This window comes from uncultured Fibrobacter sp. (genome assembly GCF_947305105.1).
In the GTDB taxonomy this organism is placed as follows: Bacteria; Fibrobacterota; Fibrobacteria; order Fibrobacterales; family Fibrobacteraceae; genus Fibrobacter.
Window position 1 is genome coordinate 12,707 of the sequence record NZ_CAMZCS010000005.1, and the last position, 14,271, is coordinate 26,977.

Sequence of the window (14,271 nt, forward strand, 5' to 3'; positions counted from 1 at the left end):
ACACTTGTAGCGCGCCCCCGTGTGTCGCGTATAAAAAAAAAGCCCGGCGCAATGGCCGGGCTTCGTGCATTCAATTTTTAGAAGCTTACTTCTTTTTCTTCTTTGTCTCGAGCCATTCGTCGAAGGTGATGCTCCTGTCGAGCACTCCGTTCGGCGTGAGTTCCAGGACGCGGTTCGCGACGGTCTGCACGAATTCGTGGTCCTGCGAGCAGAAGATAATCGGGCCCTGGAAGGCGGTGAGGCCGTTGTTGAGGGCGGTAATTGCTTCCAAGTCGAGGTGGGCGGTCGGTTCGTCGAGCAAGAGGCAGTTCGCGTTGCTGAGCATCATGCGGCTGAGCATGCAGCGCACCTTCTCGCCACCGGAAAGGACGTTTGCCGATTTCAGGGCTTCTTCGCCGGTGAAGAGCATACGGCCGAGGAACCCGCGGATGAATGTTTCGTCCTGTTCCTTGCTGTACTGGCGCAGCCAATCCACGAGGGAGAGGTCCGTTCCGAAGTAGGCGTCGTTGTTCTTGGGGAAGTAGCTGTAGCTGATGGTGTTGCCCCACTTGAGCACACCTTCCGGGCACTTGGTCTCTTCGGCAATGAGCTGGAAGAATGCCGTCTTGAGCGTGTCGTATTCGCCGACGAGCGCAACCTTGTCGCCACTGTTCAGGCTGAAGTTTAGCCCTTTGCAGACGATTCCGTCGCCGCCGTCGATGTCGGCGTTTTTGACTTCGAGCACAATTTTGCCCGGTTCGCGGTCCATCTTGAAGTTGACCCACGGGAACTTGCGGCTGGAGGCCGGCATTTCCTCGACGGTCATCTTGTCGAGAAGCTTCTTGCGGCTGGTGGCCTGCTTGGCCTTGGCAGCATTCGAAGCAAAGCGGCGGATGAACGCCTTCAATTCTTCAATTTTTTCTTCGGCGCGGCGGTTCTGGTCCTTGCGCTGTTTCTGGGCGAGCTGGCTGGCTGCGTACCAGAATTCGTAGTTACCGCCGTAGATGTTGATTTTGCCGTAGTCGATATCGCAGGTGTGCGTGCAGACCGCGTTGAGGAAGTGACGGTCGTGGCTCACCACGATGACGATGTTCTCGAAGCGTTCGAGGTAGTCTTCGAGCCAGCCGACGGTTTCCAGATCCAAGTGGTTCGTCGGTTCGTCGAGCAGCAGGATGTCCGGGTTGCCGAACAATGCCTGGGCGAGGAGGACGCGGATTTTCTGGCCGCCGTCAAGGTCTGCCATGAGGCTGTAGTGGAATTCTTCGGGGATGCCGAGGCCCTTGAGGAGCACCGCAGCGTTGGAGTCGGCTTCGTAGCCGCCGATTTCGCCAAAGCGTGTCTCGATTTCCATCGCCTGCATGCCCTGTTCTTCAGTCATTTCGGGCAGCGCGTAGAGTTCGTCGCGCTTCTTGCCGAGTTCGTAGAGCTCGGGGAAACCCATCATGACGGTTTCGAGAACGGTGTTCTGTTCGTAGGCGAAGTGGTCCTGCTTGAGGACGGCGATGCGTTCGCCCGGATCCTTGGTGACCTCGCCGGTGTTGGGCTCGAGTTCGCCCGAAAGGATCTTGAGGAAGGTTGACTTGCCGGCGCCGTTCGCGCCGATGACTCCGTAGCAGTTGCCGCGCTTGAAGGAAAGGTTCACTTCCTTGAAGAGGACGCGGCTACCGTATTGAAGACTGACATTAGAGACGTTGAGCATGTTGTTTAGTAGGAAGTTGGAAGTAGGAAGTTAGAAGTAGAAAGTAGACAGGTTTGTTGGAAGTAGGTAGTAGGAAGTTAGAAGTTACTGTCTACTGTCTACTTCCTACTGTCTACTCTCCGCCGAAGCTATGCTTCGGCGTTCGCTTTTTCCAGTTCGCGGGCGTTGATGATGAGCATCTGCAGGCGGTTCTCGATGTTTGCGAAACTCGTATCGGGGTCGTAGTCAAGCGAAAGAATCTGCACGTGCGGGCAACGTTCCTTCACGGCCTTGGTTAGGCCACGGCCACTGATATGGTTCGCGAGGCATGCGAACGGCTGCAAGATGACGTAGCTGTTCACGCCGTGCTTCGAATTGTAGAGAATTTCGCCTGGGATGAGCCAGCCTTCGCCCGTGTTGTAGGTCGGGTCGATGATGTCCCTGACGTAGTTCCTCAGCTCGTAGCAGTCGGCATGGTGTTCGTAGAGCTTGAACGCTTTCATCAGTTCCTGCACGCAGTTGTATGCGTAAGTGTAAACCTTCGCTGTGATGCCTCCTTCGAGGCGGTCCATGATGGGGTTCGCGGAGAACCCGCGGGTCACCTTTTCGGCGCGCACCACTTCGTCGACGCGGAAGAAGTCGAGCATTCCCGGCAGGTAGACTTCCATGCCGTTGTCCATCAGGTATTTTTCCACGAAGCCGTTGGCGCTCGGGTGGTAGTTCATGAGGATTTCGCCGAGCACAGCCACGCGCGGCTTGCGGATGCCCTTCTTGCGGTCTTCAGTAATTTCGATCGCGTTGAAGGCTTGCACAGCAGCGGCAAACATGTCGAGGACCTTCTTGGGCAGGCGGAGTTCGCTCTTCTTGAGCTGGCCAGCCATGCTCATGATGAGCGGCATCCAGTGGTCATAGACCTTCTGCGTATCGCCCTTGTTCACTTCGTAGGGCAAGACTGCACGGTACATCGTCTCGATGGCGTCCATGAGGACGATGCCCCACAGCATGTGCAGGCGGAAGTCGAGACCCACGGTAAAGCCTGGGTGCATTCCCTTGTAGTCGGTACCCGTCGTGATAATAGTGACGTCCTTGAAGCCTGCTTCGTCGAGGGCCTTGCGGGCGAGCACCGGGTACTGCACTGCACGGCAGTTTTCGCAGTTCTTGGCAAGGCACATGGAGACTTCGGTCTGCTTGACTTCGGGGTGGTTCACGAGCCACTTGAGGCATTCGCCGATGTTCACCTGGCAGGGGAAGCAGATATCGTTGTGGACGAACTTCTTGCCGAGCTCGATGGCTTCCTTGTCGGCCACGGGCAGGTTCTCGGCCATGAATCCCTTCGCCTTGACGTATTCGCCAGCAAGGACGGAGAATGCCGGAGAAAGGTTCGGCGTCAAGATGCGGCGGCGCTTCTTGTCTTCTTCGACGAACGGCGTGTGGTAAAGCGGTTCGTGGCTTTCGGGCTTGTCGGGCAGGTTGGCTGCGCGGCGGGCCTTCACGGTCTCGATGAAGCTCTTGATGCGGATGCCTACGGGGCCGCGGGCGTCGCCTTCGTCGAGCTTGAGCATGAGCATTTCCTTGTTGGAATCGCGGTGCATCATGCGCATCATTTCGTCGGTCAAGATAGAGTCGTGGCCGCAGCCGAAGCTCACAATCTGGGCAAGTTCGATGTTCGGGTCCTTGGAGGCGATCATCGTTGCGCCGATCATGCGCAAGTGGAAGGTGTTCTTGATCTCGATACGGGTGTGGTTCGGGACATCCTGGTCGTATACGCCGGGGAGCGATTCCGTGGTGAGCACGGGGATGCCCATCGCGGTGAAGTGGCTTGCGATGTTGTGGTTGATGAGCATGTCCGCATGGTACGGACGGCCAGCAATCACCACGGCAAAACTGTTCTTTGCGCGCACATCGTCCAAGACTTTCTGGCCTTCTTCCAGGAGCGTCGTCTTGTAGCAGTTGAGCGCCTTCTCGCCTTCGTCTATGGCTTTGTTCAAAAGTTTCTTGTCAAGCTTCCAGTTTTCGTGGAACCATTCGATGGTCTGGCTACGGCGAAGTTTGGCGTTGAACCAGTGGAAAATCGGCTGGTCCATCGGCACGCCGTAGTTCTTCTCGGGCTCGTCGGTGTTCTTGCAGACGTTGGGGTAGGCCTGCACCACGGGGCACACGGAAGTGGCGGTAAACTTGGTGTGGTCACTCGGGACTGCGACCATCATCGGGAAGAATATGCGGTCGACCTTCTTCTCGATAAGGCTGAGTACGTGGCCGTGCACGAGCTTGGCCGGGAAGCAGACGGTGTCGGAAGGCACGCTGTGGAGGCCTTCTTCGAACATCTTATAGTCGCTCTGGCGGCTCACGACGACGGTGTAGCCGAGGCTCGTGAAGAAAGCTTTCCAGAAGGGGAGGCTTGCCCAGAATTCCAGCACACGCGGGATACCGATAGTCTTGCCCGTGTTTTCGACAAGCTTGGCCGGTGCGTAGTCCTTCACCAAGAGCTGGTTCGTGCGCTTGATCATGTCGGGCACGGAGAGCATCTTCTTGTTGATTTCGGCGATGAGCGCCTTCGTTTTCGGGTCGTTCGGGTCGGCGGTGACTTCGCCGCGTTCGCAACGGTTGCCCGTGACAAAGCTCTGGCCGTCGCTGAACGTGACGATGGTGCGGGAGCAATGGTTGGTGCAGTACTGGCAGAGCTGGCCCGGCTGGTTGTGCCAGCTGAAGGTCTTCATGGCTTCGAGGCCGATGAACTTGCTCTGGACGTTCGGATCGGCGGCACGCTTTTCTTCCATGAATTTCTTCGTGAGGAGTGCGATACCGATAGCGCCCATTTCGCCCGGGCGTTCCGGACGGATGGCCTTGAGACCCGTGTACTGTTCGAAGGCGCGGAGAACGGCGTTGTTCTTGAACGTACCGCCCTGCACCACGACCTTCTTGCCGAGGGTGTTCAGGTTACGGATACGGATAACCTTCGTAAAGACGTTGTTGATAATGGAGCGGCAGATACCCGCGATGATGTCTTCGGGCTGCTTGCCGTCGCGCTGTTCCGTGATGATGGAACTGTTCATGAACACGGTGCAGCGGCTGCCGAGCTGCGAGGGGCTCTTGGCATTGAATGCGAGTTCGGCAATCTTTTCCATCGGGATGCCGAGGCTGCGGGCATACGTTTCGATGAACGAACCACAACCCGAGGAGCAGGCTTCGTTCAGGATGATGCCGGTGACCACGCCGTCTTGCACGGAAATGGCCTTCATGTCTTGGCCGCCGATATCAAGGATGAAGCTCACGTCGGGGCAGAGGCGCTGGGCGGCGTTCGCGTGTGCGACCGTTTCCACGGTATGGTAGTCGGCATGTACGGCTTTGGCAAAGAGCTGTTCGCCGTAACCGGTGGTGCCCACACCCAAAATATTGAGCTTGCAGCCGTATTCCTCGTAGCGGTCGGCAAGTTCGTTCATGGCGCGCTTCAAGACGGCGAGCGGTTCACCGTCGTTGCTCGCGTAGAACCCGTCGACCACGTTGTCCTGCTCGTCGAGGAGCACGAACTTCGTCGTGGTGGAACCAGCGTCGATGCCCAGGTACACGTTGAGCGTGGTACCGGAGGCAGGCTGCGGGTAGTGGTTGTCGGCCATCTTGTGTTCTTCGAGGAACATCTTGTATTCGGTGTCGTTCTTGAAGAAGAGGTCGGCGGCCGCCTTTGCCTTGTTTTCGGCCTGGCGGGTTTCGTTAAAATGCACGAGGGCGTCGAGGGAGCCTTCCATGCGGTACTGGCATTCCTGATCGGCGAACATGGAGCCCAGCGAAAGGGCTGCACCCATGGCCACGAGCACTTCGGAGTGTTCCGGCACGATGGCCTGCTCGTCGGAGATACCCAGGCGTTCCTTGAACGCACGCACGAGGGTCGGGTTAAACGTAAGGGGGCCACCCTCGAAAATCACGGGCGGCTTGATTTCCATGCCCTGGGCGAGACCGCCGATGGTCTGCTTGGCGATGGCGTGGAAGCTCGAAAGGGCGATGTCTTCCTTGGCGACACCGTTGTTGAGCATTGGCTGGATGTCGGTTTTGGCGAACACGCCGCAACGGCCCGAAATCTCGTAGACCTTCTGGCCACGCTTGGCAAAGCCCTCGAAGGCTTCGGTCTTGATGCGCAGGAGTTCGGCCACCTGGTCGATAAATGCGCCGGTACCGCCTGCACACACGCCGTTCATGCGCATGTCAGAGGCAATGAGCTTGCCCGTGGTACGGTCCTTCTCGAAGAAGACCACCTTGGCGTCCTGGCCGCCCAGTTCGATAGCGACACGGGTATCGGGGAATGTGGCACGGACAGCAAGAGCGTTCGCGACGACCTCTTGCACAAAGAATGCACGCGTGGCTTCGGCAAAGGGCTGGCCGCCGCTACCGCAGAAGGCTACCCTGAAATTCTTGCCTGGGAAAAGGCCGTGGGCTTCACGAAGCACCTCGTGAACCTTCTGGGCCTGCATGGCATTGTGACGCTGGTAAGTATAGTGTAAAAGCTTGGATGTCTCGGGATCGACGACCGCAATCTTCACGGTGGTGGACCCAACGTCCACGCCGACCCATAAATCATTCTTAGAAATGCTCATAGTGGGCGTAAAGATAGAAAAAATAGGCAGTTAACAGAATATTATAAGAAAGGAAAACCGATAAGAAGGGCGAAAACGGGGATAAGCGTTTTTTGCCTGGAACTATTGGGAAAGGGTAAAGGGTTAATAATCCATTACGCAGCGGACGGAAAAGCCATTAGTTTTTGCCATATAATCCCATTTTGGATTCGAAACAGATGGTCGGCTTTGAGATGATGCATAAGTGTTCTTATAAGAATTTTGACCACTTTCCTCAGGATAAAACCAAAATGTACTTTCATTCAAATTTGTAAATTGATAATCCCAGTTTTCGCCAGCGCCAACAAGGCTGAAACCCGTAGTATTATATCCACCAAAGCCAAATGTAGAACGAGCGCCTTCAACACCATGCGTATTTCCATTGCTATGGATAACGATATAAAAATCGTTATAAGTCAACAGGCGCCATCCATCGGGGCAAATTCCTTGGTGATTCGGTTGTATCAAGTCAGCGCAATTTTTAGTGTTACATTCACTCGGCAGTTGCATCATCTCTGCCCACTGATAAAGTCCACCATAATAATGGCAATTTAAGGTGTCATCATCATAGCAATAGCGTTCAATTTTAAAATCATCTGTTTGGTCCATTACACCCCAAATCATTTCGCCGATATTTAAATTTTCAGCCATCGCATAAATTGTAGAGCTTTTTCCAAGGGTATCAACACCTTCAAACTTTAGATACTTGTAAGTGCGATTATTACGAGAATCTGTAAATTCCTGATATTGATCTGCATAATCAGCCAAATTAAATGGCTGCCATAATCTACTACTGCTCGACATTATAGCCGAACTGCTTGATACAGTCTTTCTACTCGATGACGACTCGTTAGCACTGGAAGATGAAACGGATGAATCTTTTTTGCTACTAGATGAAGATTTGTCGCTTGATGACGAAGCTGCATTATCGCTACTGGTTTCTTCGCTCGTATTAGATTCCTTGTTCGGAGAAGTGCCGCTATCATCGCTGCAGGCGGAGAAGGCAAAAGACAATAGAATCAGGAAGATAAGGGAACGCATGTGGTAAATATAGATAAAAGGCACGAGGCTCCAGGCACGAGAATAGAGACTAGAGATTTGAGGCTAGTGAAAAGAATCACGCACTTCGTGCGTCAATAAAAGACGGCGAAGCCGTGATATTTCTCTCTAGCCCCTAGATCCTAGCCCCTAGATTCTCTGATGGAGATTGCTTCAGGGCTTTCACCCCTCGCAATGACAATTTTTTATAGGCACGAGGCTCCAGGCACGAGGCGCGAGAATAGAGCTTAGAGGCTAGTGAAAAGAATCACGCACTTCGTGCGTCAATAAAAGACGGCGAAGCCGTGATATTTCTCTCTAGCCCCTAGATCCTAGCCCCTAGATTCTCTGATGGAGATTGCTTCGGGGCTTTCCCCCCTCGCAATGACAAATCCACTTCCTACTTCCTACTGTCTACTTCCTACTTTCTCAAAGCTCAAAGCGCAGCGCCCTCGCCGCTCCTTTCCTCCAAATGCACCGTCCGTTGCGGGAAGGGGATTGTGATGCCAGCAGCGTCGAAACGCTGTTTTACCTCGTCCGTGTATTTCCACGTGAGGTCGAAATAATCGGAGTTGCGCACCCATGCCCTGAAGGTCACGTTCACGGAACTGTCTGCCAGCGCCGAAACAAAATATTGAGGGCAAGGGGTTTTCAGGAACAGCGGTTCGTTTTCTACTAGGTCCCGCATGATGGCCAGCGCCTTGTCCGTAGAATCTCCGTAATCGATGCCTACTGTAATTTCGATTCGCCGTGTCGCGTTGCGGCTGAAGTTCACGATGGGGCTACCCCACAGGGAACTGTTCGGAGCCGAGACGTAAAGACCATCCAGCGAAACAAGCGTCGTGCTGAACAGCCCGATTCCCTTGATTTTGCCCTTGATGGAACCACATTCGATATAATCGCCCGACTTGAACGGCCTGAGGAACATGAGCAGCAAGCCGGATGCGATATTGGAAAGCGTATCTTTAAGTGCAAGGCCCACAGCAAGGCTCGCCGCACCCACCATAGCCACAAGCCCCGCCGTGTTCACCCCAATAATGTGGAGCACCAGCAAAAGCGTGATGACATAAATAGTGTAGGCGAAAAGAGAATACACCAAAGGGCTCGCCGCCGGATCCAACCGGTGCTTTTCGGCGCGTGCAATGAAAATCTTCAACAGTTTCAGCGATACTTTGGCCAAAACCAATACCAGGAGAACAAGCAGAAGGCGCTGTAGCAAGGATTGCGGCTCTAAAGCTTGTTGCAGTGGAGTGATAATCCAGTCTTTTACGATATCTTTATTGTTTTCCATGAAAAGAAATATAGGAAAAGGCGAGCCATTCCGCAGACAATTTTTATATTGTAGCTGTGAGCAATGAGCGATGAGGTATGAGGTGAGAGGCTAGATACTAGAGACTGGAGGCTAGTGAAAAAGAATCACGCACTTCGTGCGTCAATAAAAGACGGCGAAGCCGTGATATTTCTCTCTAGCCCCTAGATCCTAGATTCTAACCCCTAACCCCTAACCACTTCCTACTGTCTACTTCCTACTCTTTATCCCTAACCACCAACCACTAATCACTAACCACTAATCACTAACCACTCCAACATGAACTATCTCGGACTTGATTATGGCGATGAATTGAGTTATTGTTTCTTTGCGAACGATTGCGAACGATATGGACGCCATTACGAATGGTCTGCTGCGGTAGATTCCTGGATTCTTACCCAAAGGCCGTGGCAATCCATCTCGCATCCCACATTTTTTTAACAACATAATTCCTAAAAGGAAAAATTCATGAAAAAACTCTCACTCCTCATACCTCTATCCTCATTCCTTCTCTTCGGTTGCGACGAGACGACCAACGTCACCGAGACGACTGGCCCGACATCGGTCGCGAAGTTCAAGGACCTTGCCGAATGTACCGATGAAAACGAGGGCGACCTCGTGTACGTGAAGGATTCTGCGGCGGCGTACCTGTGCGCCGACAGCGTATGGAACGTATTGAGCGCCTCCGCCGCGGATGGCTCCGACGGAAAGGATAGTTCCGACGGTTCTGACGGTAAGAACGGCGAAAACGGAACGTCGTGCACGGCGACTGCGTTGAAGGACAAGTCGGGGTTCGAGCTGACTTGCGGTGGCAAGGTTGTCGGAACGATTACGAACGGTACGGACGGCGAAAACGGAACGTCGTGCACGGCGACTGCGTTGAAGGACAAGTCGGGGTTCGAGCTGACTTGCGGTGGCAAGGTTGTCGGAACGATTACGAACGGTACGGACGGCACCAACGGTTTGAATGGCGAGAACGGAACCTCTTGCAAGGGCAAGAAGAACAAGGACGGCTCCGTGACGATTTCGTGCGGAGGTAAAGAGGTCGCTACTATCAAGAGCGGCGACGACGGCAAGTCGGCCTACGAGCTGTCAGGATTCGAAGGTACCGAAGAGGAATGGCTTGAAACGCTGAAGGGTAAGGATGGTGCAAATGGTGAAAACTGCACGTCCGAAGAGAAGGAGAATGGTGTCGTTACGCTGAAATGCGGCGATGAAGACGCCGTGACGCTGTACAAGGCAGTGTGCGGAAATCAGCCGTTTGACCCGTCGGAAAAGTTCTGCTATGGATTGAAACTGTACGACTTTTGCGATGGCAAGGTTTACGACCCGGAAAATCAATTCTGCTATGGATTGAAACCGTACGACCTTTGCGATGGCAAGGTTTACGACCCGGAAAATCAATTCTGCGCAATGCGTGGCGATGATGTTGAACGTGTCTACAAGAAGGTGACCATCGGCACGCAGACTTGGATGGCGGAAAATTTGAACTACCAGACCGAAAACAGTTGGTGCGGTGGCGGAAGCGGAACTACGGAAGGCAACTGCGAAACCTACGGTCGCCTTTACACATGGGCCACGGCTATGGGCATGGACGAGTCCACGTGCGGCATAGGCTACGAATGCGACCTTGACACGGGCGATGTGCAGGGCGTATGTCCCGACGGCTGGCATTTGCCGAGCAAGGCGGAATGGGAGGCTTTGTTCACCGCAGTGGGCGGTGAGTACACAGCAGGCCGGAAACTCAGGGGTACAACACTCTGGAAAGCGGATGACTACGTCACCAACGAGGACGCCTACGGCTTCTCTGCGCTCCCTGCTGGCAAAAAGTACTACTATGGCGACTTCAGCGATGCTGGCGACATCGCCTACTTCTGGAGTGCCACGCAGTACGATGAGGACGACGCCTACTACATGACCATGCACTACGACGCCGACAACGCGTACTTCCTAGACTTCTACAAGTACATCGCCTACTCGGTTCGTTGCCTCGAGAACTCCAACTAGGGGCGCATAGCGCCACTAGAAAACCCTAGCAGATAATTCCTAAAAGGGGAAATTCATGAAAAAACTCTCACTCCTCATACCTCTATCCTCATTCCTTCTCTTCGGTTGCGACGAGACGACCAACGTCACCGAGACGACTGGCCCGACATCGGTCGCGAAGTTCAAGGACCTTGCCGAATGTACCGATGAAAACGAGGGCGACCTCGTGTACGTGAAGGATTCTGCGGCGGCGTACCTGTGCGCCGACAGCGTATGGAACGTATTGAGCGCCTCCGCCGCGGATGGCTCCGACGGAAAGGATAGTTCCGACGGTTCTGACGGTAAGAACGGCGAAAACGGAACGTCGTGCACGGCGACTGCGTTGAAGGACAAGTCGGGGTTCGAGCTGACTTGCGGTGGCAAGGTTGTCGGAACGATTACGAACGGTACGGACGGCGAAAACGGAACGTCGTGCACGGCGACTGCGTTGAAGGACAAGTCGGGGTTCGAGCTGACTTGCGGTGGCAAGGTTGTCGGAACGATTACGAACGGTACGGACGGCACCAACGGTTTGAATGGCGAGAACGGAACCTCTTGCAAGGGCAAGAAGAACAAGGACGGCTCCGTGACGATTTCGTGCGGAGGTAAAGAGGTCGCTACTATCAAGAGCGGCGACGACGGCAAGTCGGCCTACGAGCTGTCAGGATTCGAAGGTACCGAAGAGGAATGGCTTGAAACGCTGAAGGGTAAGGATGGTGCAAATGGTGAAAACTGCACGTCCGAAGAGAAGGAGAATGGTGTCGTTACGCTGAAATGCGGCGATGAAGACGCCGTGACGCTGTACAAGGCAGTGTGCGGAAATCAGCCGTTTGACCCGTCGGAAAAGTTCTGCTATGGATTGAAACTGTACGACTTTTGCGATGGCAAGGTTTACGACCCGGAAAATCAATTCTGCTATGGATTGAAACCGTACGACCTTTGCGATGGCAAGGTTTACGACCCGGAAAATCAATTCTGCGCAATGCGTGGCGATGATGTTGAACGTGTCTACAAGAAGGTGACCATCGGCACGCAGACTTGGATGGCGGAAAATTTGAACTACCAGACCGAAAACAGTTGGTGCGGTGGCGGAAGCGGAACTACGGAAGGCAACTGCGAAACCTACGGTCGCCTTTACACATGGGCCACGGCTATGGGCATGGACGAGTCCACGTGCGGCATAGGCTACGAATGCGACCTTGACACGGGCGATGTGCAGGGCGTATGTCCCGACGGCTGGCATTTGCCGAGCAAGGCGGAATGGGAATCCCTGTTCACCGCAGTGGGCGATCAGGACACAGCAGGCAAGAAACTCAAGGGTACAACACTCTGGAAAGCGGAAGACGGCGTCACCAACGAGGACGCCTACGGCTTCTCTGCGCTCCCTGCTGGCGAAAAGTACTACTATGGCGACTTCAGCGATGCTGGCGACATCGCCAACTTCTGGAGTGCCACGCAGTACGGTGAGGACGGCGCCTACTTCATGATCATGTACTACAACGCCGACAACGCGGTCTTGCAATACTTCTACAAGTACTTCGCCTACTCGGTTCGTTGCCTCGAGAACTCCAACTAGGGGCGCGTAGCGCCACTAGAAAACCCTAGCAGACCCCAGCCCCGCCCAAAGCGGGGCAGGGGGCGTGGACCGCTTTGCGCATCTTTGTATTGCGTTCAAAAGTCAATCACACCAATAAAAATATGGCTATAATTCTCTAAATGTTATGATTTGGGCCTAAATTGTACAGATTTTGGGCTAAAAAACAAAAACGCCGAAACTCTATTTTGAGTACTTTCTGGCGGATTTTGGGGCAAAAGTTATTCTATATTGCATTCTATGAACTATCTCGGACTTGATTATGGTGAGCACCGCGTTGGGGTCGCATTTGCCGATTCCGAGTTGCGTATGGCTTTTTCCCGTGAAACGATAGACCAGAAGACGACTAATTTGTTCGTACGCCTTGACGAACTGGTGAAAATCAACAAGATTGACGCTTTCGTGGTGGGGATGCCCTACCATCCGGACGGACGCACCGACGGCAAGAACGTGGTGGTGGAGAAGTTTGTCGAGGACTTGAAACTGCGCTTCCCGAACATTCCGGTGTACACGCAGGACGAATCGTATTCGAGCGTACAGGCGCAGGAAAAGACGTCGTATTTCAGCAAGAAGAAAAAGCAGAAGAACAAGGCCGTCATTGACCAGCTTGCCGCCGCAATAATATTGCAGAGGTGGCTGGATCAATCTTAGAATTCAATCTTGTCTAGTACGATTTGTTCAGAATCTTTCTGCAAGAACATAACCATATAAATGGGGAGGTACGTCACTTTCCCTTTTTGGGAAACATTGCAGTTAGCAAAGACGAAGCCCTCCTGCATTTGGTATTCGGAATTCGCAAGACAGTTGTTCATGGCGGAATGAATGGTGTAATCCTTGCCACTTTTCACTTCAATGGGCATAACGTGATTGTTGTATTCGATTACAAAATCTAACTCACCCAAGCGTTTTGAATTGTAGTAATAAAGCTGGAACCCCTTTGAATAAAGCTCCTGCGCTATAGCGTCTTCGTAGATTCCACCAGCATTCAGGTTTTGATTTTTTGTCAGCAGCATGGACTTCGTGTTCATTCCGTATTCCGAAGTCAGCATGCCGACATCAGCAAGATAAAGTTTGAACAAACTGCTTTTTTCGTTCAGTTTGAGTGGAATCCTTGGCTCGGTGCTATTAAAAACAGAAAGTGCAACACCTGCATTTTTTAACCAAAGAAACGTACTTTGCACACGATCAAAATGAAGGCCTTTTTTCAAGTCTGTAACAATGTAGCGTCGATTTTGTTTTAAAAGCTCTGCGGGAATCAGTTCATACGCGTTCGTCAACAACAGGCGCTTATCCTCTGTTTCATATTGCGTAAAGTCGAGTTTGTACTGGCTCATAATGTCTCGATGAATCCGCATGACATCGTTCAAGTTGCTGTTGTCCGCAAAATTGCTTACAGCCTCCGGCATGCCGCCTACAATAAGGTAGCGGGTGAACATGTCCAGCATCTTTTGGTTAACCGCATCCATGACAGGCGTCCGATTTTCGAAGGAAGAACGCAAGCTAGAAATGATTTTTTCATCGATGTTTGTGATTTGCAGAAATTCTTCGAAATCCAGCGGAAACATTTCTAGCGTGGTCATGTAGCCCACTGGTGCGGAGTCGAGATTTGTCAGTTCCACTCCAAGAAGTGATCCGCTCAAAACATATCGGAAACTCCCTTCTTCTACAAAGAACTTGATTTTGGTAATCATCTCCTTGTATTTTTGGACTTCGTCAATGAAGATGATTGTCTTGCCCTTTTCCAGTTTCTGCGTGCTCAGGGCCGAAAAGCCCAGGACAAGATCATCGACAGTTTGTGCGGCAGCAAGTACATCTACTGCAGCGGGGGTTTCTATGAGGTTTATCTCGAAAAAATTCGCACGCTCAGCAGTTAGCACGCGCCTGATAGCGTGTGTTTTCCCCACCTGGCGAGCCCCTTTTACAAGCAAGGCTTTTTTTTGGCCGTTTTTGAACCATTCACGAATGGTATTTTCGCTTTTGCGCTTCAATTCCATTAAAAAACCTCGTTTTTTGCGAATTTTTAGCTTTTTGTCAAAAGTGTAAT

General features: G+C 52.8%; 9 protein-coding genes. 4 read left to right on the top strand and 5 right to left on the bottom strand.

Annotation, left to right across the window (positions count from 1 at the left end):
- Window positions 1-85: 85 nt before the first annotated feature.
- From Q0Y46_RS03640 to Q0Y46_RS03655, 4 genes are all read right to left on the bottom strand, one after another.
- Window positions 86-1,678: an ATP-binding cassette domain-containing protein gene (locus Q0Y46_RS03640; protein ID WP_297945006.1), complete on the bottom strand. Its 1,593-nt coding sequence runs from the start codon at window positions 1,676-1,678 to the stop codon at window positions 86-88.
- 128 nt (window positions 1,679-1,806) lie between these two features.
- Entirely contained in the window at window positions 1,807-6,243 is a 4,437-nt protein-coding gene (locus Q0Y46_RS03645; RefSeq protein ID WP_297945009.1) for an acyl-CoA dehydratase activase, read from the bottom strand.
- A gap of 123 nt (window positions 6,244-6,366) precedes the next feature.
- Entirely contained in the window at window positions 6,367-7,302 is a 936-nt protein-coding gene (locus Q0Y46_RS03650) for an FISUMP domain-containing protein (RefSeq protein WP_297945012.1), read from the bottom strand.
- A gap of 433 nt (window positions 7,303-7,735) precedes the next feature.
- Window positions 7,736-8,590: a mechanosensitive ion channel family protein gene (locus tag Q0Y46_RS03655; RefSeq protein WP_297945015.1), complete on the bottom strand. Its 855-nt coding sequence runs from the start codon at window positions 8,588-8,590 to the stop codon at window positions 7,736-7,738.
- Between the two features lie 297 nt (window positions 8,591-8,887).
- Between Q0Y46_RS03655 and Q0Y46_RS03660 the strand changes: the two genes are divergently transcribed.
- The 4 genes from Q0Y46_RS03660 (at window position 8,888) to ruvX (ending at window position 12,878) form a co-directional block, all read left to right on the top strand.
- Window positions 8,888-9,049: a hypothetical protein gene (locus tag Q0Y46_RS03660; protein WP_297945017.1), complete on the top strand. Its 162-nt coding sequence runs from the start codon at window positions 8,888-8,890 to the stop codon at window positions 9,047-9,049.
- A gap of 27 nt (window positions 9,050-9,076) precedes the next feature.
- Window positions 9,077-10,615, top strand: a complete 1,539-nt coding sequence (locus tag Q0Y46_RS03665) for a fibrobacter succinogenes major paralogous domain-containing protein (RefSeq protein WP_297945020.1) — start codon at window positions 9,077-9,079, stop codon at window positions 10,613-10,615.
- A 55-nt stretch (window positions 10,616-10,670) separates the two neighbouring features.
- Window positions 10,671-12,209: a fibrobacter succinogenes major paralogous domain-containing protein gene (locus Q0Y46_RS03670; protein WP_297945026.1), complete on the top strand. Its 1,539-nt coding sequence runs from the start codon at window positions 10,671-10,673 to the stop codon at window positions 12,207-12,209.
- A 258-nt stretch (window positions 12,210-12,467) separates the two neighbouring features.
- A complete protein-coding gene (gene ruvX / locus Q0Y46_RS03675) occupies window positions 12,468-12,878 on the top strand; it encodes a Holliday junction resolvase RuvX (RefSeq protein ID WP_297945030.1) in 411 nt (136 codons plus the stop codon).
- Here the strand turns inward: ruvX and Q0Y46_RS03680 are convergent.
- Window positions 12,875-14,221, bottom strand: coding sequence for an AAA family ATPase (locus Q0Y46_RS03680; protein WP_297945033.1), 1,347 nt, complete (start codon window positions 14,219-14,221; stop codon window positions 12,875-12,877). The two genes, ruvX and Q0Y46_RS03680, sit on opposite strands and share 4 nt — an antisense overlap.
- Window positions 14,222-14,271: the final 50 nt, after the last annotated feature.